We start from the raw sequence: 23,957 nt of genomic DNA, 5'->3' as shown, positions 1-23,957 counted from the left end.
GACGCACGACGCCGGCCGAGCGCGCCGCGCGCGACGCCGAACGCCTCGCGGCGCGCCAGTCCGCCGCCAATCCGCTTCCCGACATCGTCTTTCCCGAGGCGCTGCCCGTCTCCGGCCGGCGCGAAGAGATTGCGCGCGCCATCGCCGGCCATCAGGTCGTCATCGTGAGCGGCGAGACCGGCTCGGGCAAGACCACTCAGCTTCCCAAAATCTGCCTCGCGCTCGGGCGCGGGCTTGGCGCGGGCGGCACCGGCCTGATCGGCCACACCCAACCACGCCGGATCGCCGCGTCGGCCACCGCGCGCCGCATCGCCGACGAACTCAACACCCCGCTTGGCGACATCGTCGGCTTCAAGGTGCGCTTCAACGACACCTTGTCCCGCGGCGCGTCCGTCAAACTGATGACCGACGGTATTCTGCTCGCCGAGACGCAGACCGATCCGTTGTTGCGCGCGTACGACACCCTCATCATTGACGAGGCGCACGAGCGCAGCCTGAACATCGACTTTCTGCTCGGCTACCTCAAGCAGTTGCTGCCACGTCGGCCCGACCTGAAAGTCATCATCACGTCGGCCACCATCGACGCCGATCGCTTCGCCCGCCATTTCGGCACGGGCGAGGGCGACCACCTGCGTCCGGCGCCGGTCATCGAAGTGAGCGGGCGGCTGTACCCCGTGGAAGTGCGCTACCGCCCGATCCAGGACGATGCGCGCATCGCGAACGCGCTGGGGCGCGAAGGCAGCCGCGCCAGCGCGCGCGATCGCGAACGGGACCTGATGGACGGGATCGTCGACGCCGTCGACGAACTCTGCCGCGAAGGCGCCGGCGACGTGCTCGTCTTCCTGCCCGGCGAGCGCGAAATCCGCGAGGCGGCCGAGTCGCTGCGCAAGCATCATCCGCCGCACACCGAAATTCTGCCGCTCTTCGCGCGGCTCTCCGGCCCCGAGCAGGAGCGCGTGTTCAAACCGTCCAACGCGCGCCGCATCGTGCTGGCCACCAACGTGGCGGAAACCTCGCTCACGGTGCCGGGTGTCCGCTACGTGGTCGATGCCGGTACCGCGCGCGTCAAGCGATACTCGTACCGCAACAAGGTCGAGCAACTGCAGATCGAACCGATCTCGCAGGCCGCCGCCAACCAGCGCGCGGGGCGCTGCGGCCGCGTGGCAGACGGCGTGTGTATTCGCCTGTACGACGAGGCCGACTTCCAGGCGCGCGCGCGCTTCACGGATCCGGAAATCCTGCGCTCGTCGCTCGCCGCCGTCATTCTGCGCATGCAGTCGCTGCGGCTCGCCAAGGTCGAGGAATTCCCGTTCATCGAACCGCCGCCCGGCCGGGCCGTTGCCGACGGCTATCAACTGTTGGGCGAACTCGGTGCGGTCGACGACACCAACCAGCTCACCCCGCTTGGGCGCGAACTGGCGCGTTTGCCGCTCGACCCCCGCGTGGGCCGCATGATTCTGGCGGCGCGCGACCAGCAGTCGCTGCGCGAAGTCCTCATCATCGCGAGTGCGCTGGCCGTGCAGGATCCGCGCGAGCGCCCCCTCGAAGCGCAGGACGCCGCCGACAACGCCCATCGCAAGTTTGCCGACGAACGCTCCGAATTCCTCTCGTGGCTCAAGATCTGGCAGTGGTTCGAAGAGGCGATCGCGCACAAGAAGTCGAACCGGCTGCTCGGACAAGCCTGCCGCGACAACTTCCTGTCGCAATTGCGCCTGCGCGAATGGCGCGACGTGCATAGCCAGTTGCTCACCGTCGTGCGCGAACAGGGTTGGCGCATCAACGCGTCGGAGGCGACTTACGAGCAGGTGCATCTTGCCCTGCTCGCGGGCCTGCTCGGCAACATCGGCTGCAAGGCCGACGACGATCCGCATTTCCTCGGCGCGCACGGCATCAAGTTCCACCTCTGGCCGGGATCGTCGCTCGTGAAGAAGGCCGGGCGCTGGGTGATGGCCGGCGAACTCGTCGAGACGAGCCGCCTCTATGCACGATGCATCGCCCGGATCGAGCCGGAGTGGATCGAACGCGTCGGCAAGCACCTGGTGAAGACGTCGCTCTCCGACGCGCATTGGGAGAAAAAGGCCGCTCAAGTCGTGGCGTACGAACGCGGCATGCTCTATGGCCTGACGATCTATGCGCGCCGACGGATGAACTTCGGCCCGCGCGATCCGCGTCGCGCCCGCGAAATCTTCCTGCGCAGTGCGCTCGTGGAAGGCGAATGGGAGACCAAGCTCCCGTTCTACGCCCACAATCGCAAGCTGATCGCCGACATCGAACAGCTCGAACACAAGTCGCGCCGCCAGGACGTGCTCGTCGACGACGAACTGATCTACGCGTATTACGATGCCCATGTGCCCGCCGATCTCTACGACGGCGCGAGCTTCGAGCACTGGTATCGCGAAACGGCCAAGGGCTCGCCGAAGCTGCTCTACCTCGTGCGCGACGATCTGATGCGTCACGAGGCAGCGGGCGTCACGACAGACTTGTTCCCGAAGCAGACGGCCATTGCGGGCATCGACATGGTGCTCAGCTATCACTTCGAACCGGGCTCGCCGCGCGATGGCGTAACGCTCGCCGTGCCGCTCTACGCGCTCAATCAGGTCGACGCGCGCCGCTGCGAATGGCTGGTGCCGGGCATGCTCAAAGAGAAGGCGCACCTGCTGATGAAGTCGCTGCCGCAGAAGCTGCGGCGTCACTTCGTACCGTTGCCCGAGTACGCGGCCGGCTTCGTCGACCGGGCGGCGTTCGGACAGGGGGCGCTGCTCGATGCGCTCATCGCCGACGCGCGCGAACAGACCGGCGTCATGCTCAAGTCCAGTGACTTCAAGCTCGAAATGCTTCCGGCGCACCTGTCGATGAACTTCAAGGTGATCGACGAACACGGGCGCCAACTCGGCATGGGACGCAATCTCCCGCAACTGCGTGCCGAACTCGGTCAGCAGGCGCAGCGCACGTTTCAGCAGTTGGCGGCGAAGAGTGGCGCGACGCCGACCCGTGGTTCCGCCGTCGAGCCCGACGCACACGGTGCATCGGTGGCGTCGTCGCCGGCGGCGCGCGGTGCGGGCCGTGCGAGCGCACAGTCAGCGCCTTCAACGGGCGCGATCGAGCCCGGCCGCTACGACAACCTCTCAACGTGGAGCTTCGGCGAACTGCCCGAAATGCTGGAAATCCGTCGCGGGGGGCAGACGTTGTTCGGCTACCCGGCGTTGGTCGACCGCGGCGAGCACTGCGATCTCGAAGTGTTCGACGATCCGCACGAAGCGCAACGGCAGCATCGCGCGGGGCTGCGTCGACTCTTCGCGATTCAACTGCGCGAGCAGGTGAAATACCTGGAGAAAAACATCCCGGGCCTTCAGCAGATGGCGATGCAGTACATGAACCTGGGCACGCAGGAACAACTGCGGGAGCAGATCGTCGATCTGGCGCTGGAGCGTGCGTGCCTTCAGTTGCCTTGGCCGAGCGATAACGCGTCGTTCGTCACGCGAAAGGACGAGGGGCGGGGACGCCTCACGCTGCTCGCGCAGGAGATCGCGCGGCTGGCCGGACAGATTCTCACCGAGTACGCAACCTTGCAGAAGAAGCTGGCCCAGGCCAAACCGTTCGCGCAGGCGTATGCGGATCTGACGGCGCAGATGCAACGGCTGATCGGCAAGCGGTTCCTGATCGACACGCCGTACGCGCAACTGGCGCATTTCCCGCGCTATCTGAAGGCGATGGCCGGACGTATCGACAAGCTCAAGGCGGATCCGACCCGCGACGCCCGTGCCATGAGCGAACTGGGGCCGTTGCTGCAGAACTGGCAGCGGGCGACGTCGCAACGCCGCGATCAGGGCGACGCACGACTCGAGGAGTTCCGCTGGCTGCTCGAAGAGTTGCGCGTCTCGCTATTCGCGCAGGAGTTGCGCACGCCCATGCCGGTGTCGGTCAAGCGTCTGCACAAGGTTTGGGAGGCGTTGCAGCGCTGACGTGCTGGGGGCGCGGCCGTCGTGCGCAACGATGGCTGCGAGCGCTGCGATCTCGTTGATCCCGGCGAGCGCCGCGGACTTGGCGACCAAGCGGATTCGGTGGATGCCAACCCACGCGTGTAATTACGGCGTTCGGCCCCGGCGCCAACCCCTAACGCCATTTCGATCGGTCATCCGCCTGCCGGTTTGCGCTACGTCAGAAAGTGTCGAAATTGTGTTTCGATACGTAAAAAAAGGCGCGCCGGACGCGCGTTGACGGGGCGTTCCCAGCCTACAATGGCGAGTCGCCACGACGTATCGAGACCGGGCGGTCCATGCGCCGTCCACGCGCCGGTTTCGCCACTCTTCCTGCCCAATTTTCTCCTGAGAGACGCCCTAATGCGCAAACTCCTGATCGCTGCCGGTCTGGCCGCTTCCTTCGGTCTGGCGGCGCTCGCTGCGCCGGCCAAGGCTGCGGCGCCGGCGCCCGACAGTGTCGTGGTCGTGCTCAACTCGGCCGACGCCAGCGTCAGCCTGATCGACAAGGCGACGCAGAAGGTCATCCAGACGTTCCCGGTTGGCAAGGAGCCGCATCACCTCATGGCCACGCCCGACAATCAGTCGCTCATCGTGGCGAATTCGGTCGGCAACAACCTCATCTTCCTCGACCCGAAGACGGGACAGGTGCAGCGCAAGATCGAGAACGTCGAGGACCCCTACCAGATTGGCTTCTCGCCGGACAAGAAGTGGTTCGTCGCCAACGCCCTGCGACTGGATCGCGTGGACGTGTATCGCTACGACGGCAAGAACCTGAGCGTGGCGCAGCGCATTCCCATCAAGAAGATGCCGAGCCATCTGGTCTTCACCCAGGACAGCAAACTTGTCTTCATCTCGTTGCAGCAGTCCAACGAGATCGCCGCCATCGATCTGGCCACCCAGAAAGTGCTCTGGACGATGAAGGTGGGCGACAGCCCGGCAGGGGTGTGGCTCACGCCGGGGGACAAATACCTGCTCGTGGGAATGACCGGCGCGGACTATGCCGCCGTGGTCGACTGGCGCAATCAGAAGGTGATCAAGACGATCCCGACGGGCAAGGGGGCGCACAACTTCCGATCGCTTGCCGACGGCAAGCACGTGCTGATTTCGAATCGCGTGTCGAGCACGATCAGCATCGTCGATCAGGAGGCGCTCACGAACGTCGGGAACATCACCGGCCTGCTGCCGGGACCGGACGACATGGAACTCTCGGCCGACCGGAAGACGCTTTGGGTAACGTTCCGCTGGGCCCGCAAGGTCGGCATCATCGATATGACGCAGCGCAAGCTGATCAACACCATTCCGGTCGGACGATCCCCGCACGGGATCTATTTCTTCGACCGCGCGCCGGTGCTGTAACATCGGGACATCGCGACGAGGGCGCCACACCGACCGAGCGTCCCCGCTCGGGGCGCACGTTCCTCAACGCGATGGATTCCGATTCTCGTCCTGACGGCACCGACCGTATCGATACTGCATGAATGACATTCTTCGCGCGCTGGGCCGCGCGCTCGTGAGCCTGCTGCATCCGCGCATGCTGTGGCTCACCGCCATGCCCTTTGTGGTCTCCGGCCTGATCTGGGGCGCCGTGATCTGGTTCGGCTGGGTGCCGTTCACCGATTTTCTGCGCGTCTGGCTCGAACAGTGGCAGTTCACGCAATGGATCTACCGCTTCTTCGGCTATTTCGGCATCGATAGCGTGCGCATGGCGCTCGCGCCGTTCATTCTCGTCGCGCTGCTCATCCCGCTGATCGTGGTCACGGCGCTGCTGCTCATCGCGGGGTGGTCGATGCCCGCGGTGTTGCGTCACCTCTCGCGTCGCCACTACATTCATCTGGACGCGCGGCAGGGCGGCTCGTTCTGGGGCAGTCTCGGCCAGTCGCTGGGCGCCACCGTGGTCTTTCTCGTCGCCGCGCTGCTCACGCTGCCGCTGTGGCTCGTGCCGCCGTTCTTCGCCATCGTGCCGCCGTTGTTATGGGGCTGGCTGACATATCGCGTAATGACGTACGACGCGCTGGCGTATCACGCGAGCGCCGAGGAGCGTCGCCGGATCGTGCGCGAGCGGCGTCTGCCACTGCTGGTGATCGGCGTGGCAACCGGGCTGCTCGGCTCATTGCCGACGCTGCTGTGGGTGTCGTCGGTCATCATGATCGTGATGTTCCCGGTCATCGCGCTGCTGGCGATTTGGCTGTACGTGGTGATCTTTATATTTTCAGCGTTGTGGTTCGCGCACTATTGCCTGCGGGCATTGTCGCGATTGCGTGCGGCGGAGGCGGCGCGTCATGAGCCGATGCTCGCGGCAACGCTGCTGCCTGTGGCGAGCCCTCCGTCGCGAGAGAGCGAGGACCTGCCGCCTGCGTTGCCGCCGGGACGAGGGTCGTCGAACGGTTCGCCGTGAAAGTGGCACAATCGTGTGACTGCGCGCTGCCGCCGGGCGGCGCCGCGCGCTCCCCCCAGGCCCTGACGACAAGATAAAGGAAGCATCATGGCGGTCGGCATCATCATCATCGGCGACGAGATTCTCTCGGGGCGCCGTCAAGACAAACATCTCCCCAAGATCGTCGAACTGCTCACCGAGCGCGGCATGCAACTCGGCTGGGCCGAATATGTGGGTGACGACCCTGAGCGCATCACGGCCACGCTGCGACGCACGTTTGCGAGCGAGGATATCGTTTTCGTCACCGGCGGCATCGGGGCGACGCCCGACGATCACACGCGTCAGTGTGCCGCGGCGGCACTCAATGTCCCGCTCGTGCTCACGCCGGAAGCCGAGGCGCTCATCATGGAGCGCATCGCCGACACCAGTCCCGACGGACGTGCGGACATGAGCCAGCCCGATAACCGGCATCGTCTGAAGATGGGCGAGTTTCCGGTCGGCGCGCGCGTGCTACCGAATCCGTACAACAAGATTCCGGGGTTCTCGGTCGAGCGGCATCACTTCATGCCGGGATTCCCGGTCATGGCGTGGCCGATGATGGCGTGGGTGCTCGACACGGACTACGCCGAGTTGCATCACCTGACGAAGCACGCCGAGCGATCGGTGCTGGTGTTCGGGTTGGCCGAGTCGACATTGACGCCGCTCATGGAGGCCATCGAAGCCGAATACGGCGGCGTGAAAGTGTTCAGTCTGCCCAGCGTGGGCGACGCGCAGCGTGGCGCGATCTACGCGCGCCGACATATCGACCTGGGCGTGAAGGGCGACCCCGCACGGGTTGGCGCGGCGTTCGAGCGACTGATTGCCGGGGTGAATGCGCTGGGCGGCGAGATCCTGCATCCGACCGAGGCGCTCGCGCTGCCCGAAGGCACGCTGCCGTCGGGCAATTGACGGGCGGGCGTTACTGCTGCGAGAGCGCATAAAAACGGCGCTTGCCTGTGAAGGGCAAGCGCCGTTTTTCGTTGCTGGCGCGCACGGCGGGAACCATGAGCGCCCTGCGCGCCGGTCAGAATCCGGCGAGCACGAGTTTGCCGATGGTGCGTCCGCCTTCGAGCTGCGCGTGGGCGCGGCGCAAGTTCACCGCGTTGATCGGGCCCAGAACCTCGCCCACCGTCGTGCGCAGCGTACCCGCATCGACCCGGCGTGCCACTTCGGTCAGCAGCGTGTGCTGGGCGATCATGTCCGGCGTTGCGAACATGGCGCGCGTGAACATGAACTCCCAGACGAACGTGGCGCTCTTGTTTTTGAGCAGACCGATGTCGAGCGGACCTGCATTCTCCACGATGGAGCAGATCTTGCCTTGTGGGGCGACGACCTGCGCCATGGCGGGGAAATGCTCGTCGGTGTCGTTCAGGCACAGCACGAAATCCACCTGTGGCATACCGATCGACTGCAACTGCGCCGGAATGTCCTGGGTATGGTCGATCACATGTTGCGCACCGAGCTGACGACACCAGTCGGCCGATGCCGGGCGCGACGCGGTAGCGACGATGTGCAGCTTGGCAAGGCGTCGCGCGAGCTGAATGGCGATCGAGCCGACGCCGCCGGCACCGCCGACGATGAGGATCGACTTGCCCTCGTCGCTGCCGTCGGGAGCGATGCCAAGGCGGTCGAAAAGGGCTTCCCACGCCGTGATCGTCGTGAGTGGCAAGGCAGCCGCGCCCGCGAAGTCGAGCGACGTGGGCATGTGGCCGACGATGCGCTCGTCGACAAGATGGAACTCGCTGTTCGCGCCTGGGCGCGTGATGCTGCCCGCGTAGTACACCGGGTCGCCAACCTTGAAGAGGGTGACGTCCGGGCCGACGGCTGCGACGGTGCCCGCCGCATCCCACCCCAACACGCGCGGCGTGGCTTCGACCTTATCTTTCGGGGCGCGAACCTTGGTGTCGACCGGGTTCACGGAAATCGCCTCGACCTTGACCAGTAGGTCGCGCCCCGCGGGTGTTGGCGTCGGCAGTTCGATGTCTTCGAGCGACTTCGGGTCGTCAATCGGCAGGTAATGGGTCAATCCGACGGCTTTCATTTGCTTTCTCCTGAATATGCGGGGCGTCGCCGGCAGTGGGCCGGCGACGCCCCCGATGCGATAACGAGAGACTAAGACTAGTCGATTGCTTTGATAATTCGCATAATGCAGAAAAGATCTTTTGGAAAATCCATCAAATGGCATTGGACCTCGATACCGTGGCGTTGTTCGTGCGCGTGGCGGCGCTCGGGAATGTGTCGGCCGCGGGGCGCGAGCGAGGGCTGTCTCCGGCCACGGCCAGTACGCGCCTGACGCAACTCGAAGGCGCGCTCGGGGCACGGTTGCTGCATCGAACGACACGCAGGGTGGCCCTCACGCAAGAGGGGGAAGCCTTTCTGCGAGAGGCGCAGACCTTGCTGGCGGCCGAGGCGCAAGCGATGGCAAGCGTTGGGCAGGGACACGCAGCGCCGCAGGGGCGTTTGCGGGTGTCATGCTCCTCGTCGTTCGGGCGTCAGCATGTTTCCCCCGCCTTGTCGGCGTTCCTGGCGCGCTACCCGGGGATTTCGCTGGACTTCCGGCTCACGGATCGCGTCGTCGACCTGATCGAGGCAGGCATGGATCTCGCGATTCGCGTCGGGGCGTTGCGTGACTCCACGCTCGTTGCTCGCAAGCTCGCCCCGAATCGCCGGACATTGTGTGCGTCGCCCGCGTACCTCGCGGTGCACGGCGCGCCGAAGCACCCGGGCGAGCTTGCCGCGCACGATTGCCTGATCCTGGGGGAGCAGCGCGATTGGCGGTTCGTGACGCCTGGCGGTCCGCTGAGCGTGCGTGTCGGCGGGCGTCTGGCGTCGGATAACGGGGAAGTGCTGCGCGACGCGGTTCTGGCGGGCCTGGGCATTGCGCTCAAGTCCACGTGGGACGTCGGCGCGCATCTGCGCAGCGGGGCGCTGGTGCCGGTGTTGCCCGCCTATCCGCTCGCGGAGGAGGTGGCGATCTGGGCCGTCTACCCGAGCCGGGCGTTCGTGCCGCCGAAAACCCATGCGCTGATCGAATTCCTGCAGGCGCGCTTTGGGCCGACGCCGTATTGGGATGACGGCGATGCCCCGTCGGCTGGCCTATCGAGGCCGTAACGCGACGAAGCGTCAGTGCAGGTGATGGGGCCGCGTGAGTTGTGCGCCGGCGTCCTCGTGACCGATCGCCGGGCTGGCGTGGTGAAGCACAAGGCGCCAGCCATCGGCTTCCTTCATGTAGACGTTCGTGGCGAGCACGAAGGCGTAACGGGCTTCGGGACGGGTCTCGACCTGTACCTGTTCCAGCACGTTATGGACCGCGCACAGCGGATTGCGCGCGACCTGGAGATGACTGGCCGTGACGTGCAATCCGTCCTTGGCAAGGATCTGCCGCCAACTCTCGCGAACCGCCGCCGGGCCGACGTGGCGGGGTCCTGCCGGGTGAATGCAGACGATTTCCTCGTCTTCCGACCAGACGTCCATCAGCGTATCGGTATCGCCGGCGCGCAGTGCTTCGTAGTAGGCGCGCTCGGCGTCTTCCGGACTGAGAAAAATGGCAGCGGGCATAACGGCAGCCTCCGACGGGGTGGAGCGCCAGACAATGAGGGGCGCCTGGAGAACGCGCCGATTATGGAGCGTTTGCCGGGGCTTGTCGAACGTAGGGAGGGCGAAATCGCGCCATCGCGCGCGACGCTTGATCTGGCGCAACACGACGCGGGTGCGGGGCCGTTAGCGTATCGCTAACCTGCGAGGCAGCGATGACGGGTGACGGCGTACTGGCGGGATCTTCGGCTGCGGGGACGCTCGTGCATCCCCGTTGGGGGTGTCAGCAGGGAACGCCGGCGAGTTCGTGCAGCGCGGCGGCGTCGATGATCTTGACGTGGCGCTGCCGGATTTCGATCATGCCGTTTTGCGCAAAGCGAGAAAACAGTCGGCTGACCGTTTCAAGCTTGAGGCCGAGGAAACTTCCGATTTCTTCGCGGCTCATGCGCAGCACGAATTCATGGGCGGAGTAACCGCGCGCGGACAGCCGCTCGGACAGGTTGAGCAGGAAGACCGCCAGACGTTCCTCGGCACGCATGGTGCCGAGCGCGAGCAGTTGCTGGTGCTCGTTGCGGATTTCCTGGCTCATCAGGCGGTGCAGCTGGCGCTGGAGCGACGGCACCTGACGCGACAGCGTCTCCAGTTCGCCGAAGCGGGCGATGCACAGCTCACTGTCTTCGAGCGCGATGGCGCTGCTCGGGTGATGGTGGTCAGCAATGGCGTCCAAGCCGATGAGTTCGCCCTGGAGGTGGAAGCCGACGACTTGCTCGCGGCCGTCGGGGGCCGTGACGCAGCTTTTGAGCGAGCCGAAGCGAATGCCGTAGACGGCGTGCAGATCGTCGTTCGCGTGGTAGAGCACTTCGCCTTTCTTGAGGCGGCGGCGCTCGCTTACCAGTGCATCGAGTTGTTCCAATTCGGGTTCCGGAATGCCGACCGGCAAGCAGAATTGCCCGAGCGAACATGTGGAACAGCGGGGCTGAGCGATGGGAGTGCGACCGATCTCTGTGGTCATGAGGGCCCCTGAAGTTTTTTGGAGAGTCTATCATGGGGCGTTGACCTATCGTTTTCCCTTTCCGCACGTCGGAATGTCGACGAGGCTTTACGGGCGTCGGTGTTTCAGTAATAATTGCGCACATACCGGACGTCCGTCTCGCCGCACAATCGGCCTGGGCGTTTTCCCGGCAGGTCGTTTCGAAGCATTCAGGTCGCGCCGCCGTCACTACGACCGAACACAATCGGGCGCGCGCTTATGCGAAGCGGTTACGACCGTTTCTCGTGTTCCAAGCATCCATTTATTCCTGATACCGGGTCGCCAAGCCCCCGGTCTGCTTAGTCGCACATGAATACCCAAGAGGCGAAACTCGTCCTCGAGACCGCGTTGATTTGCGCGCAGGAGCCGCTCAAGGTCGGCGATCTGCGCAAGCTTTTCAATGACGCCGTGTCTGGCGACACGGTGCGCGCGCTGCTCGAGGAAATCCGCGTGCAATGGGAAGGCCGAGGTGTGGAATTGGTGGCGTTGGCCACCGGCTGGCGTTTCCAGAGCCGTCCGCGCATGCGTGAATACCTTGATCGCCTGAATCCAGAGAAGCCGCCGAAGTATTCGCGAGCGGTGATGGAGACGCTGGCGATCATCGCGTACCGTCAACCGGTCACGCGCGGCGATATCGAAGAGATTCGCGGCGTGACGGTCAACACGCAGATCATCAAGCAACTCGAGGATCGAGGCTGGATCGAGGTGATCGGGCATCGAGATGTGCCGGGACGCCCGGGTCTGTACGCAACGACCAAGGACTTTCTCGACGATCTGGGGCTGCGGGCGCTCGATGCGTTGCCGCCGCTCGAAGATCCGGCCGCACAGGCGCAGATCGACTTGCTCGCGCAGCAGAACATCGAATTCGGCGAGCGTGCCGAGGCCGACGCGGGGGACGACGCGACGTCTGATGACGTGCCTGTCGCCGATGCGCAAGCGCTGGCACGTCTGGCGCAAGCGCGTGCCGACGACTTGCCGCTTGCACAAGGGCTGCCCGAAGATCAGCGCCCGGTGCCGGTCGTGGGCGACGGGCCGACGGAAGACGCGTTGCTCGACGCCGTGATGGCGGAAGGCGAAGGCGACGATGGGGTGACAGTCCCGGTCGAGGCGCCGGTGGAGATTGCGCCGGCAGACGCTGAACGGGCATCGCTCGCGGAACTCGCGGGCGCGGCGCACGTCAGTGAGCAGGTCGATGCGGCGCTTGACGACGCGACGCAAGCGACGTCTGGCGACGGCGAGGCAGACCGAGGGCCGGTGTCCTCCCATTCTGCATTGTCGGTGGAGGTCGCGCAGGACAAGGAATTTTCCGAAGAATCGGAGTCTGCGGTGTCGGTCGGCGACGATCCGCCGCAAGATGCGCAGGAGGTAGCGACGTCGGCGGCAGATCCCGCCGCGTTGGTAACACAAGAGGTTTCCCCGCACGCTGCCGACTCGGCAGCGAACGAACCCGCCACCGGGCAGCGCCTGTCCGGTGAGGGCGATGACGACGAGAGCGACGGGGACGACAAGAGTCTCGTCACGGGCACCTGAGGCGTCGGCGCATCGCGTCGCGCGCACCAGCAGGGCCGTTAGCGATAAGAACGAAGTCGCGGCAAGCATTTGCCGCGCATTCATGGTGCGAACACGGATCGGGGCAGCCATTTACGCCTGCCCGCGACGATCCCGTTTTCCAATGAGGTTGTGTTGAAACAAATCGAAGAATCCCAGGACCTGCACGCACGCGATGCGGGTGCCGAAGCCCGTGCGCCGGAAGGCGAGGGCGGCGACGAAAAAGCATCGCGTCGTGGCTTGCGCCGTGGTCCGCGCAGTCTGATTGCCCGCCGTCGTGCGGCTCAGCAATCCAAGCGTGAAGGCGACGACGGCGGCGCAGGTGAATTTGCCGCATCGGACGCCCCACGCGGGGAACCGAACGGCGATGCGCCGCAAGCGCAAGCGTTGGGCGCCGACGGTGCGCCGTTGGCCGCTCAGGCGCGAGGCCGCAATGCCGCACCCCGTAAGCCGCGCAGCGGCAAGCGTGACGGTGCCGCACAGTCCTCGCCGCCGGCGCAGTCGGCGCAAGGCGATGGCAGCGCAGCCAGCGGTCATGGTGCGACGCCGACAGGCAGGGCGCCGCAGGGTGCCAAGGGCCGTGGTCGCAAGGAGTCGACGGGCGGTGCCCGGGGCGGCGCAGGTGTCGGTGGCGGCAAGGGCGGCAAGGGCGGCAAGGCGCCTAAGGGCGGTGACGACGATCTGTTCGCGTTCGTGACGTCGGGTGGCTTCGATAGCGACGAGTCCGAAGGCGATGCCAAGGCGGCTGCCAAGCGCGGCCGCCGCCCGGCCGACCGTCGCGTTCTGTCGCCGGACGATGAAGCGCCCAAGCTGCACAAAGTGCTGGCCGAGGCCGGGATGGGATCGCGTCGCGAGATGGAAGAGCTGATTCTCGCCGGGCGCGTGTCGGTCAACGCCGAGCCCGCGCACATCGGTCAGCGCATTCTGCCGACCGATCAGGTTCGCATCAACGGCAAGCTCGTCAAGCGTCGCATCACGAGCAAACCGCCGCGCGTGCTGCTCTATCACAAGCCGTCGGGCGAGATCGTCAGTCATTCCGATCCGGAAGGCCGCGCGTCGGTATTCGATCGTTTGCCGCCGATGAAGACGGCCAAGTGGCTCGCCGTTGGACGCCTGGACTTCAACACGGAAGGCCTGCTGATCCTCACGACGTCGGGCGATCTGGCGAACCGGTTCATGCATCCGCGTTATGGCATCGAGCGTGAATATGCCGTGCGCACCGTGGGGCAATTGAGCGAGGCGTCACGTCAGCAACTGCTGCGCGGCATCGAGCTGGACGATGGCAAAGCCAATTTCCTGCGGTTGCAGGACGGCGGTGGCGAAGGGTCGAATCACTGGTATCACGTAGCGTTGACCGAAGGTCGCAACCGCGAAGTGCGTCGCATGTTCGATGCGGCGGGCCTGATGGTGAGTCGTCTGATCCGTACGCGTTACGGCCCGCTGACGCTGCCGCGCGGTCTCAAGCGCGGCCGTTACGAAGAGCTGGACGAGGCGCAGGTGCGCTCCCTGTTCGCGACGGTCGGCATGAAGATGCCGGGCACCGGCTCGGACGACAAGAGCAGTGTGGGTGGTCGTGGCGGCAAAGCCGGCGCACCGAAAGAGCCGCGCCGTCAACCGGATCCGATGCAGACGGCCTTGGGCGTGTTCAGTCGCGAGCCGGGCCAGTCGCGCCGTCCCCGGCCCAATCCGCTGACGGCCTTCGTTGGCCCGAGCGGCGGCTACCCGGGGCAGTCGCCTTCGCCGCGAGGTGAGGGACGACGTTTCGGCGGTGGGAATTCGTCGGCGGGCGGCGGTGGTTTTGGCGGTCAGTCGCGCGGCGGTAACGGTGGTGGCGGCAACGGTAACGTCAATGGCAATCGCAGTCGTGGCGGCAACCGTGCTGGTGGAAGTGGCGGCGGCAATACGGGCGGTGGCAATCAAGGCAACCGTGGCAATCGCGGCGGCAACCGTTCACGTTGATTTCGTTGGAACGCCCCCAGGGCGGACGGCGGCGGGCAGGGGTGCCAGCGTATTGCCCCTGGCCTGACGTCCGCAATAATGGGGACGTTCGTTCGTTGGGCCCATCCTGCATGCGGCAATGCGGCAAAGGCGCCTGTCCTGCCGGTTTTGGGGGTGCCAAGCGTTGCAAATCGGCCCAAAATCATATAAAATCAATGAATAAGCTGGTCCGCGTGCTGTGACTTCTGTTGCGGCGCGCACCTCATGCGCAATGAGGCTGTAAGAAATGGGCGTTTCGCCCATTTTTTTTTGCCGCGAGCGTTTTGCGCGCGGCCGATGCCGCCGCGTTCGGGAGTGGGCGTGCCGACACGGGTACGCCGGCCCGGGCGGTCGAGGGCCGGTATCGTGCGGCGCCCCATGCGGGGCGCGCAGACCTGTCGGGCGCTGCTAATGCGCGCGAGTTTTTCTAGGGTGAGCAAAGTTGCAATTGCCAGAACTGATCGAGACCACGGTCGAAGGCCTGGGTTACGAGCTGGTCGACATTGAACGCGCCGGCGGTGGTTTGCTGCGCGTGTACATCGACAAGCCGGAAGGCATCGCGATCGATGACTGCGAGACGGTGAGCCGTCAGCTCTCGCATGTCCTGATGGTCGAGAACGTCAATTACGACCGACTCGAAGTGTCGTCACCGGGGCTGGATCGTCCGCTGCGCAAGCTGCGTGACTTCGAGCGTTTTGCCGGTGCGGAAGTGAGTCTTACCTTGCGTGTGCCGCTTGAAGGTCGCAAGCAGTTTCGCGGCATCTTGCAGGCGCCGCAAGGTGAGAACTTGAGCCTGGAGTTCGAAGGCAAGGGCGGCCCGGCGCTGCTCGACTTCACCCTCGCGGATATTGACCGTGCGCGCCTAGTGCCGCAGATTGATTTTAGGAGTCGCAAACGATGAGTCGCGAAGTATTGCTGTTGGTCGATGCGCTCGCGCGCGAAAAGAACGTCGACAAGGACGTCGTGTTCGCCGCGCTTGAAGCAGCATTGGCCTCGGCCACCAAGAAGCGCTATGCCGAGGACGTCGACATTCGCGTACATATCGACCGCGAGTCGGGTGAGCACGAGAGCTTCCGTCGCTGGGTCGTGGTGCCGGACGAGGCGGGCCTGCAAGAGCCGGACAAGCAGGTTCTGGAGTTCGAGGCCAAGGAAGACGACCCGTCCATCGAGATCGGCGAGTTCGTGGAAGAACCCGTGGAGTCGGTCGAATTCGGCCGTATCGGTGCGCAGGCGGCCAAGCAGGTCATTCTGCAGCGCATCCGCGATGCCGAGCGCGAACAGATCCTCACGGACTTCCTGGATCGCGGCGAGAAGATCATGACCGGTGCGGTCAAGCGTCTCGACAAGGGCAACCTGGTCGTCGAGTCGGGGCGTGTCGAAGCGCTGCTGCGTCGCGATCAACTGATCCCGAAGGAAAATCTGCGTATCGGCGACCGTGTCCGCGCGTACATCGCGAAGGTCGACCGCACGGCGCGCGGCCCGCAAATCGAGCTCTCGCGCACGGCGCCGGAATTCCTGATCGAACTGTTCGGCATGGAAGTGCCGGAAATCGAGCAGGGTCTGCTGGAGATCAAGTCGGCCGCTCGCGATCCTGGCGTGCGCGCCAAGATCGCCGTGGTGGCATATGACAAGCGTATCGATCCGATCGGCACCTGCGTGGGCATTCGCGGCACGCGCGTGCAGGCGGTGCGCAACGAGCTGGGCGGTGAGAACGTCGACATCGTGCTGTGGTCGGAAGACCCCGCGCAATTCGTGATCGGCGCGCTTGCGCCGGCGTCGGTGCAGTCGATCGTCGTGGACGAAGAAAAGCACAGCATGGATGTCGTCGTCGACGAGAACGAACTGGCGGTGGCGATCGGTCGCAGCGGTCAGAACGTGCGACTCGCATCGGATCTGACCGGTTGGCAGATCAACATCATGACGCCGGACGAGTCGGCCGAGAAGCAGAACGAGGAGCGTGGCACGTTGCGCTCGCTGTTCATGCAGCGTCTCGATGTGGATGAAGAAATGGCGGACATTCTGATCGAGGAAGGTTTCTCGAGCCTGGAAGAGATCGCCTACGTGCCTTTGAACGAAATGCTCGAGATCGAAGCGTTCGACGAGGACACGGTGCATGAGCTGCGCAATCGTGCGCGCGACGCCCTGCTGACACAGGCGATTGCCACCGAGGAGAAGGTCGAGGGCGTTGCGCTCGATCTCAAGAGCCTCGACGGTATGTCGCCTGAGTTGCTGGCCCAACTGGCCGAGCACGAAATTCAGACGCGCGATGATCTGGCCGAGCTGGCCGTCGACGAACTGACCGAGATGACCGGCGTCGACGAGGAAGCCGCGAAAGCCCTGATCATGAAAGCGCGAGAGCACTGGTTCCAATGATGACCTGCCCTGGCATGCATATGGAACAGTGAACTTTGAAGTTAACCGCAAGGCGCCTGGCCTTGCTTGAAGAGGTTTGAATGGCGAGCATCAACGTAGCCCAATTTGCTGCAGAACTCAAAATGCCGGCCGGCGTGTTGCTGGAGCAACTCAAAGCCGCCGGCGTGGAAAAACTCAGCGCCGACGATTCCCTGACGGAAGCCGACAAGGCCCGTCTGCTGGAGCACCTGCGCCGTTCGCACGGCGCCGGCGACGGCGACAAAAAGAAGATTACTCTGACGCGTCGCCAGACCTCGGAAATCAAGCAAGCCGACGCGACCGGTAAGGCGCGCACGATTCAGGTGGAAGTGCGCAAGAAGCGCACCTTCGTCAAGCGTGACGACGTCGCGGAAGGCGCGGAGAGCGCGGCGGCTGCCGCCGAAGACGAAGCCCTGCGCCAGCGTGAAGAAGACGCGCGTCGCGAAGCGGAGCGTCTGGCGGCGGAAGCGGCTGAGCTCAAGCTGCGCCAGGAACAACTGGAGCGCGAGGAAGCCGAGCGTCGCGAGCGCGAAGAGAAGGAAGCCGCCGAGCGCCGTGCGCGCGAGGAGGCGGAGCGCGCCGCGGCGGCCAAGGCGGCCGACGAACAGAAGGCGAAGGCCGAAGCGAAGGTGGAGGCCGGGGTCGACGTCGAAGCCGAGAAGGTGTCCAAGGCCGACGCCGAAAAGGCCGAGCAAGCCGAGAAGGCGGCAGCGGCCAAGGCCGAAGCCGAGCGCGAGCAGGCCCGCAAGGCCAGCGAGGAAGCGCGCGCGGCCGCCGAAAAGGCGAGCGCGGCGGCCGACAAGGCCCGTGCCGAAGAGGAAGCGATTCGCAAGCGCCGTGCGGCGGCCGAAGCCGAAGCGCGTGCGATTCGCGAAATGTTGAACGCGCCGCGTCGCGTGCTCAAGGCGCCGGAGCCGGCACCTGCCGCGCCGGCGGCTGCAGCCAAGCCGGAAGCGAAGGGTACCCTGCACAAGCCGGCCAAGCCGGAAGGTGCCGCGTCGGCCAAACCGGCGGACAAGAAGCCGGCGGCAGCCGCTCCGGCCTCGACGACCGCGGGCGCCGCCGACAAGAAGGACAAGAAGCCAGGCGCCTGGCAGAAGGATGCCGATAACCGCAACAAGCGTGGCGGCATGAAGACGCGCGGCGACACGAGCGGTGGTTCGGATGGTTGGCGTGGCGGTGGCCGTGGCGGCCGTCGTGGCGACCGTCATTCGCAGGACGATCGTTCGTCGTTCCAGGCCCCGACCGAGCCGGTCGTGCGTGATGTTCACGTGCCGGAAACGATCAGCGTGGGCGATCTGGCGCACCGGATGTCGGTGAAGGCCTCGGAAGTCATCAAGCTGATGATGAAGATGGGCCAGATGGTGACCATCAACCAGGTGCTCGATCAGGAAACGGCCATGATCGTGGTGGAGGAGCTTGGCCACCGCGCGATCGCCGCAAAGCTGGACGATCCGGAAACGCTGCTGGCGCTGGGCAACGATGCGACGGAAGGCGAAGCGCTGCCGCGTCCGCCGGTGGTGACGGTGATGGGTCACGTCGACCACGGCAAGACCTCGCTGCTGGACTACATCCGTCGCGCCAAGGTGGCGGCGGGCGAAGCCGGCGGTATTACGCAGCACATCGGTGCGTATCACGTCGATACGCCGCGCGGTACGGTGACGTTCCTCGACACGCCGGGTCACGAAGCCTTTACGGCCATGCGGGCTCGCGGTGCGCAGGCCACGGACATCGTGATTCTCGTGGTCGCGGCGGACGATGGCGTGATGCCGCAGACGAAGGAAGCCATTGCGCACGCCAAGGCCGCCGGTGTGCCGATCGTGGTGGCGATCAACAAGATCGACAAGCCGGATGCGAACCTGGACCGCGTGAAGCAGGAACTCGTGGCCGAGGGCGTGGTACCGGAAGAATACGGCGGCGAATCGCCGTTCGTGCCGGTGTCGGCGAAGACGGGTGCGGGCATCGACGATCTGCTCGAGAACGTGCTGCTGCAGGCGGAAGTGCTGGAGCTGAAGGCGCCGGCGGAAGCCGCGGCCAAGGGTATCGTGATCGAAGCGAAGCTGGACAAGGGTAAGGGTCCGGTGGCGACGATTCTGGTGCAGTCGGGCACGCTGCGTCGCGGCGACATGGTGCTGGCCGGTCAGGCCTACGGCCGTGTGCGTGCGATGCTGGACGAAACCGGCAAGAACGCGAAGGAAGCGGGTCCGTCGATCCCGGTGGAAATTCAGGGTCTGTCGGAAGTGCCGGGCGCGGGTGAAGAAGTGCTCGTGGTCCAGGACGAACGCAAGGCGCGTGAAATCGCACTGTTCCGTCAGGGCAAGTTCCGCGACGTGAAGTTGGCCAAGCAGCAGGCCGCGAAGCTCGAGAACATTTTCGAGCAGATGGCCGAAGGCGAAGTCAAGTCGCTGCCGCTGATCATCAAGGCCGACGTGCAGGGTTCGCAGGAAGCGTTGGCGCAGTCGCTCAACAAGCTCTCGACGCCGGAAGTGCGTGTGCAGATCGTGCACGCCGCCGTGGGTGGCATCAGCGAAAGCGACGTCAACCTGGCAACGGCTTCGAAGGCGGTCATCATCGGCTTCAACACGCGCGCCGATGCGCTGGCACGCAAGCTGGCCGAGTCGAACGGTATCGACATTCGCTACTACAACATCATTTATGATGCCGTGGACGAAGTGAAGGCGGCAATGTCGGGCATGCTGTCGCCGGAGAAGAAGGAAGTGATCACGGGTCTCGTCGACGTGCGCCAGACGTTCAGCGTGCCGAAGATCGGGAAGGTCGCCGGCTGTATGGTGCTCGACGGCTTCGTCAAGCGTTCGTCGCATGTGCGTGTGTTGCGCGACAACGTCGTCATCTTCACGGGCGAGCTGGATTCGCTCAAGCGCTTCAAGGATGACGTGAAGGAAGTCAAGTCCGGCTTCGAGTGCGGTCTGTCGGTGAAGAACTTCAACGACATCACGGAAGGCGACCAACTGGAAGCGTTCGAAATCACGGAAGTTGCGCGCTCGCTGTAACGCGATTTGCACAATGAATGTGGAATGGCCCACCAAGCCGGGAAACCGGTGGGGTGGGCCATTGCATTACTAGCGAGTTTGTCATGGCAAAGAAACGTGGTGTTCCGGGTCGAAACCTTCGCATCAACGATCAGATCCAACGCGATCTGTCGGAGTTGATTCAGCGCGAGGTGAAGGACCCGCGTATTGGTCTGGTGACGCTGCAAAGCGTGGAAGTGACACCCGACTATGCGCATGCAAAGGTATTTTTCACGACGCTCACCGGCGAGCCGAAGGCGACCGGCGAGGCGCTCAACGAGGCAGCGGGCTTCCTGCGCAATCTGCTGTTCAAGCGGTTGCACATCCATACGGTGCCGACGTTGCATTTCCACTTCGACCAATCGATCGAACGTGCGATCGAGATGTCGCGACTGATCGATACGGCGAACGCGACGCGAGCAAGCGACGAAGCGAGCGACGGCGTCGTCGAAGAAGACGCGCACAGCGACAAGGAAGACGACGGCAAGTCCGTCGATTGACGATGGCCCGTGCCGGGCGGCCCGATGGGCCTGCCCGGCGGTGCGGCACGACCTTTGCACTTGCGATGAGTGCCAGGGTTTGAATTCCACAAGACTCTCTCAAGCACTCTGCGCATCATGACGGACCCGCGTTCGCAGGCACCCCGCCAAAAACTTCCCCGTTTCGCGCTCGATGGCGTGTTGCTCCTGGACAAGCCGCTGGGCCTGTCATCCAACGACGCGCTGATCCGTGCCAAGCGATTGTTGCAGGCGTTGAAGGCGGGGCATACCGGCACGCTCGATCCGTTGGCGACCGGTCTGTTGCCGCTTTGCTTCGGCGAGGCGACGAAGTTCTCGCAGGACTTGCTCGACGCCGACAAGACCTATGAAGCGCTGGTGCGTCTTGGCGAGACGACGACCACCGGCGACGCAGAGGGCGAGGTGTTGCAAACGCGCCCTGTGACGGTGGACGAAGCGGCGATTCGCGCGGTGCTGCCACGCTTCACGGGGCCGATCTCGCAGGTGCCGCCGATGTATTCGGCACTCAAGCGAGACGGCAAGCCGTTGTACGAATATGCGCGCGCGGGGCAGGCCCTCGAGCGCGAAGCGCGCGCGGTCACGATTCACGCGTTGGAGATGACAGCGTGCGCGCTGCCGGCCGTCGCCGAGTTCTCGTTTCGCGTGACTTGCAGCAAAGGCACGTACGTGCGGACGTTGGCCGAAGATATCGGTGAGGCGCTGGGCTGCGGCGCGCATTTGCGCGCGCTGCGCCGCACGGCCGTCGGTCCGCTCACGCTCGACGGCGCGGTGACGCTGGAAGATTTGGGGGCGCTCGATCACGCGCAACGTGTGCAGAGGCTGGCACCGGTCGATGCGTTGCTCAAGACGCTGCCGACGATCTGGCTCGACGAAACGCTCGCCAGGCGGTTCAGCCACGGACAACGTCTGCGTCTGGACGAGGTGCGCTGTCCTCAGGCGCTGCGCGCGTGTGCCGGCGCATCCGAGGCGATCGAGGTGAAGGTGTATGCCGAAGCCGATGGCGACGCCGCCGCGCGGTTGCTGGGCGTTGCGCGACTCGATGGCGAGGCGCTGCTCACGCCGCAACGGCTCTTGAAGACCCAGTAAGCGAAGTCATCGCAGCAAGCGCAGTCGGCGCCGTTCAGCCGCGGCCAGCCGATGTTGCGATGATGCACATGCTCGCGCGCCTCGTCGGTTCCCGAGGGGCGCACCTCGCGCCATTCAGCGGTCGGGCGACCGCCGTCGACCTCAGTGGGCGACGTTCTCCGGCTTGAGTTCCACGATGGCGTCCAGCGCTGCCTTGACATCCATCGCGTACTTGGCCAACGCTTTCTGCTCGTCCGTTTTCGGTTCGAACGACGGAATGCCGACCGGGTGATTGCTCTCATCGACGGCGACGAACACCATCAGGCAATCGGTTGTCTGACGCAGCTCGCCCCACTTGGGATCGCCCGCGTGCACCGAGACATGGATGTGCATGCTGGTGCGCCCGGTGGCCACGATACGCGCACGCAGTTCCACCAGATTGCCCACCAGAATCGGACGGCGGAAGCGGATGTTGCCGACACTGACCGTCACGCAATAGCGACCCGACCAGGTGACTGCGCAGGCATAGGCCACTTCGTCGATCCATTTCATCAGCGAGCCCCCATGCACCTTGCCGCCGAAATTGACGGCGGCCGGTTCGGCCAGAAAGCGGAAAGTGACTTCTGAGCGTTCGTTCGGGTTCTGCGGGGTCGTCATGATGTTGGTTTGGGCTGGGGATGTGACATTCCCGAGCGTCGTGCGGTATTCCGGTATCGCGTCGGGGAGTGCGCCATCATACTTCGATTGCGTGGTCGTTGCCGACGCGCGTCGCGAATCAACCTCACTGTTATGCGTTGCGCGCATCGTCGGCGTGGCCAAAAAAAACCCCGCTAACGTCAGCGGGGTTCGAGAGGTGTCCGGCTGCACAGGGCAGGGCCAGACACTGGGGAAGACTTCGCTTCAATGCGCGCCGGCCGCGGCGTCGGCACCGCCGCCCCCCTTCATCGGCCGCGTGATCCATACCATCGAGATCATCAGCACGAACAGCAGCGCCGAGATCCAGAAAATATCGTTCGCGCCGAGCATCGCCGATTGCTGCGTGACCAGCCGGTCGATGTAACCGTTGGCCTGGGGTGTGCTCATGCCGAGTTGATTCAGGGTCTGCACGGACGCGTTGTACGTCGGGTTGTAGGGCGTCAAATGCTCCGTCAACTGCGCATGGTGCAGGATGATCCGGTTCTCCCACACGGTCGTCGCAATCGACGTACCCACAGCACCGCACGTGATCCGCACGAAGTTGGACAGCCCCGCTGCCGCCGGAATACGACTCGGCGGCAACCCGGACAGGATGATCGCGGTGAGCGGGATGAAGAACATCGACATCGGCACGCCCTGCAGGAACGTCGGAATCATCAGCGTGCGCGTATCGACGAGCGTATTGAAGTGCGAACGCATCAGGAACACTAGCGCGAACAGCAGGAACGAGACGGTCACGACCCAACGGGCATCGAGCTTGGGCAGCGTTTTACCGATCACTGGCGAGAGCAGGATAGCGAACAGGCCCACCGGTGCCAGCACCAGGCCGGCCTCCGTCGCGGTATAGCCGAGATGGATCTGCAGCCACTGCGGCAGAATCACCAGGTTCCCGAAGAACAGGCCGTAACCCACCGAGATCGCCACCACGCCACCGGTAAAGTTGATCCGCTTGAAGAGCGTCAGATCGACCACCGGATGTTCCTCGGTAATTTCCCAGATGACGAAGAAACAGAACGACACCAACGCCACCAGCGCCAGCACGACAATCGTCGACGAATTGAACCAGTCGAGTTCCTTGCCCTTGTCCAGCATCACCTGCAGCGACCCGACCCACAACACGAGCAAGGCCAGCCCGACGGTATCGATCGGCTTGCGTTGGGTGGGCGTTTCACGCTTGGCATAGATCAGCCAGGTGGCGTAAGCGGCGCCAATGCCGACCGGGATGTTGATATAGAAGATCCAGGGCCAATGGTAGTTGTCCGAGATCCAGCCGCCGAGAATCGGGCCCATCACGGGGGCGACCAGCGTCGTCATGCCCCATAGCGCGAGCGCCATCGAACTCTTCGCACTCGGATAGCTGGAGAGCAGCAGCGATTGCGAGAGCGGGATCATCGGACCGGCCACCGCACCTTGCAACACACGGGCCGCCAGCAGGAATTCGAGCGTGGGCGCCATGCCGCACAGCCACGATGCCAGCACGAACAGCAGGATCGACGAAATGAACAGTCGCACCGCGCCGAAGCGCTCGGTCAGCCAGCCCGTGAGCGGCACCGAGATGGCGTTGGCCACGGCGAACGACGTAATCACCCACGTCCCCTGACTCGACGAGACGCCAAGGTCGCCGGAGATGGCGGGAATCGATACGTTGGCAATCGAGGTGTCGAGCACGTTCATGAACGTGGCGAGCGACAACGCGATGGTGCCGAATACCAACTGGCTCCCCGTCAGGGGGCCAGGAGCGTTTTGAGTTGCCATGAGATGTCAAAGGGGGTGGGG

The 23,957-nt window shown here is 64.6% G+C and carries 17 protein-coding genes; 12 read left to right on the top strand and 5 right to left on the bottom strand.

From position 1 onward, the window contains the following. From hrpA to PCE31107_RS19005, 4 genes are all read left to right on the top strand, one after another. A partial coding sequence (hrpA, locus tag PCE31107_RS19020) for an ATP-dependent RNA helicase HrpA (protein WP_150610272.1) occupies nucleotides 1-3,962 on the top strand: 3,962 nt, incomplete at its 5' end. A gap of 378 nt (nucleotides 3,963-4,340) precedes the next feature. Then, nucleotides 4,341-5,336, top strand: a complete 996-nt coding sequence (locus tag PCE31107_RS19015; RefSeq protein ID WP_150610270.1) for a YVTN family beta-propeller repeat protein — start codon at nucleotides 4,341-4,343, stop codon at nucleotides 5,334-5,336. Between the two features lie 118 nt (nucleotides 5,337-5,454). Continuing rightward, nucleotides 5,455-6,375 carry an EI24 domain-containing protein gene (locus PCE31107_RS19010; RefSeq protein ID WP_150610268.1) on the top strand — a complete coding sequence of 307 codons (921 nt, stop codon included), beginning with the start codon at nucleotides 5,455-5,457 and terminating at the stop codon, nucleotides 6,373-6,375. Nucleotides 6,376-6,462: 87 nt separating this feature from the next. Beyond that, complete coding sequence (locus PCE31107_RS19005; protein ID WP_150610266.1) at nucleotides 6,463-7,302, top strand: competence/damage-inducible protein A; 840 nt, start codon at nucleotides 6,463-6,465, stop codon at nucleotides 7,300-7,302. Nucleotides 7,303-7,417: 115 nt separating this feature from the next. Here PCE31107_RS19005 and PCE31107_RS19000 read toward each other — a convergent pair whose 3' ends face one another. After that, entirely contained in the window at nucleotides 7,418-8,434 is a 1,017-nt protein-coding gene (locus PCE31107_RS19000; protein ID WP_150610264.1) for a zinc-binding alcohol dehydrogenase family protein, read from the bottom strand. Between the two features lie 137 nt (nucleotides 8,435-8,571). On the opposite strand from PCE31107_RS19000, the gene PCE31107_RS18995 reads away from it, so the two are divergent. Further along, the gene (locus PCE31107_RS18995; RefSeq protein WP_150610263.1) at nucleotides 8,572-9,504 is read left to right on the top strand and encodes a LysR family transcriptional regulator; all 933 of its coding nucleotides are present in this window, start codon (nucleotides 8,572-8,574) and stop codon (nucleotides 9,502-9,504) included. Nucleotides 9,505-9,516: 12 nt separating this feature from the next. On the opposite strand, the gene PCE31107_RS18990 is transcribed toward PCE31107_RS18995, so the two are convergent. Then, a complete protein-coding gene (locus PCE31107_RS18990) occupies nucleotides 9,517-9,951 on the bottom strand; it encodes a YybH family protein (RefSeq protein ID WP_130025728.1) in 435 nt (144 codons plus the stop codon). Nucleotides 9,952-10,210: 259 nt separating this feature from the next. Further along, nucleotides 10,211-10,939, bottom strand: coding sequence for a fumarate/nitrate reduction transcriptional regulator Fnr (gene fnr / locus PCE31107_RS18985; protein ID WP_150610261.1), 729 nt, complete (start codon nucleotides 10,937-10,939; stop codon nucleotides 10,211-10,213). Nucleotides 10,940-11,266: 327 nt separating this feature from the next. Here fnr and scpB point away from each other — a divergent pair, with 327 nt between their 5' ends. The 7 genes from scpB (at nucleotide 11,267) to truB (ending at nucleotide 21,506) form a co-directional block, all read left to right on the top strand. Beyond that, nucleotides 11,267-12,487: an SMC-Scp complex subunit ScpB gene (scpB, locus tag PCE31107_RS18980; protein WP_150610259.1), complete on the top strand. Its 1,221-nt coding sequence runs from the start codon at nucleotides 11,267-11,269 to the stop codon at nucleotides 12,485-12,487. A 153-nt stretch (nucleotides 12,488-12,640) separates the two neighbouring features. Further along, entirely contained in the window at nucleotides 12,641-14,464 is a 1,824-nt protein-coding gene (locus tag PCE31107_RS18975) for a pseudouridine synthase (protein WP_425494737.1), read from the top strand. A gap of 460 nt (nucleotides 14,465-14,924) precedes the next feature. Continuing rightward, a complete protein-coding gene (gene rimP, locus PCE31107_RS18970; protein WP_017231557.1) occupies nucleotides 14,925-15,383 on the top strand; it encodes a ribosome maturation factor RimP in 459 nt (152 codons plus the stop codon). Continuing rightward, nucleotides 15,380-16,855, top strand: coding sequence for a transcription termination factor NusA (gene nusA, locus PCE31107_RS18965; protein ID WP_017231556.1), 1,476 nt, complete (start codon nucleotides 15,380-15,382; stop codon nucleotides 16,853-16,855). Before rimP ends, nusA begins: the two co-directional genes overlap by 4 nt. A gap of 80 nt (nucleotides 16,856-16,935) precedes the next feature. Then, on the top strand, nucleotides 16,936-19,884 hold the full coding sequence (gene infB / locus PCE31107_RS18960) for a translation initiation factor IF-2 (RefSeq protein ID WP_150610257.1): 2,949 nt from the start codon (nucleotides 16,936-16,938) through the stop codon (nucleotides 19,882-19,884). Nucleotides 19,885-19,967: 83 nt separating this feature from the next. Further along, entirely contained in the window at nucleotides 19,968-20,402 is a 435-nt protein-coding gene (gene rbfA / locus PCE31107_RS18955) for a 30S ribosome-binding factor RbfA (protein ID WP_150610255.1), read from the top strand. Nucleotides 20,403-20,519: 117 nt separating this feature from the next. Next, nucleotides 20,520-21,506, top strand: a complete 987-nt coding sequence (truB, locus tag PCE31107_RS18950) for a tRNA pseudouridine(55) synthase TruB (RefSeq protein ID WP_150610253.1) — start codon at nucleotides 20,520-20,522, stop codon at nucleotides 21,504-21,506. Nucleotides 21,507-21,647: 141 nt separating this feature from the next. Here the strand turns inward: truB and PCE31107_RS18945 are convergent, their stop codons facing one another. After that, nucleotides 21,648-22,142, bottom strand: a complete 495-nt coding sequence (locus PCE31107_RS18945; RefSeq protein ID WP_150610251.1) for an acyl-CoA thioesterase — start codon at nucleotides 22,140-22,142, stop codon at nucleotides 21,648-21,650. A 243-nt stretch (nucleotides 22,143-22,385) separates the two neighbouring features. Then, the gene (locus PCE31107_RS18940) at nucleotides 22,386-23,936 is read right to left on the bottom strand and encodes a DHA2 family efflux MFS transporter permease subunit (protein WP_150610248.1); all 1,551 of its coding nucleotides are present in this window, start codon (nucleotides 23,934-23,936) and stop codon (nucleotides 22,386-22,388) included. Between the last annotated feature and the right edge of the window lie 21 nt (nucleotides 23,937-23,957).

Origin of the sequence: Pandoraea cepalis, assembly GCF_902459625.1 — a bacterium.
Taxonomy (GTDB): domain Bacteria; phylum Pseudomonadota; class Gammaproteobacteria; order Burkholderiales; family Burkholderiaceae; genus Pandoraea; species Pandoraea cepalis.
The sequence above is the reverse complement of the archived record's forward strand: the minus strand, read 5'-3'. Positions and strand labels throughout refer to the sequence as shown.

Excerpts from the sequence above, each read along its gene's own strand:
- scpB (WP_150610259.1), top strand. The coding sequence starts at position 11,267 with ATGAATACCCAAGAGGCGAAACTCGTCCTCGAGACCGCGTTGATTTGC.
- PCE31107_RS18945 (WP_150610251.1), bottom strand. The coding sequence starts at position 22,142 with ATGACGACCCCGCAGAACCCGAACGAACGCTCAGAAGTCACTTTCCGC.
- PCE31107_RS18940 (WP_150610248.1), bottom strand. The coding sequence starts at position 23,936 with ATGGCAACTCAAAACGCTCCTGGCCCCCTGACGGGGAGCCAGTTGGTA.
- PCE31107_RS19015 (WP_150610270.1), top strand. The coding sequence starts at position 4,341 with ATGCGCAAACTCCTGATCGCTGCCGGTCTGGCCGCTTCCTTCGGTCTG.
- nusA (WP_017231556.1), top strand. The coding sequence starts at position 15,380 with ATGAGTCGCGAAGTATTGCTGTTGGTCGATGCGCTCGCGCGCGAAAAG.
- infB (WP_150610257.1), top strand. The coding sequence starts at position 16,936 with ATGGCGAGCATCAACGTAGCCCAATTTGCTGCAGAACTCAAAATGCCG.
- PCE31107_RS19010 (WP_150610268.1), top strand. The coding sequence starts at position 5,455 with ATGAATGACATTCTTCGCGCGCTGGGCCGCGCGCTCGTGAGCCTGCTG.
- PCE31107_RS18995 (WP_150610263.1), top strand. The coding sequence starts at position 8,572 with ATGGCATTGGACCTCGATACCGTGGCGTTGTTCGTGCGCGTGGCGGCG.
- PCE31107_RS19000 (WP_150610264.1), bottom strand. The coding sequence starts at position 8,434 with ATGAAAGCCGTCGGATTGACCCATTACCTGCCGATTGACGACCCGAAG.
- fnr (WP_150610261.1), bottom strand. The coding sequence starts at position 10,939 with ATGACCACAGAGATCGGTCGCACTCCCATCGCTCAGCCCCGCTGTTCC.
- truB (WP_150610253.1), top strand. The coding sequence starts at position 20,520 with ATGACGGACCCGCGTTCGCAGGCACCCCGCCAAAAACTTCCCCGTTTC.
- PCE31107_RS18990 (WP_130025728.1), bottom strand. The coding sequence starts at position 9,951 with ATGCCCGCTGCCATTTTTCTCAGTCCGGAAGACGCCGAGCGCGCCTAC.
- rbfA (WP_150610255.1), top strand. The coding sequence starts at position 19,968 with ATGGCAAAGAAACGTGGTGTTCCGGGTCGAAACCTTCGCATCAACGAT.
- PCE31107_RS19005 (WP_150610266.1), top strand. The coding sequence starts at position 6,463 with ATGGCGGTCGGCATCATCATCATCGGCGACGAGATTCTCTCGGGGCGC.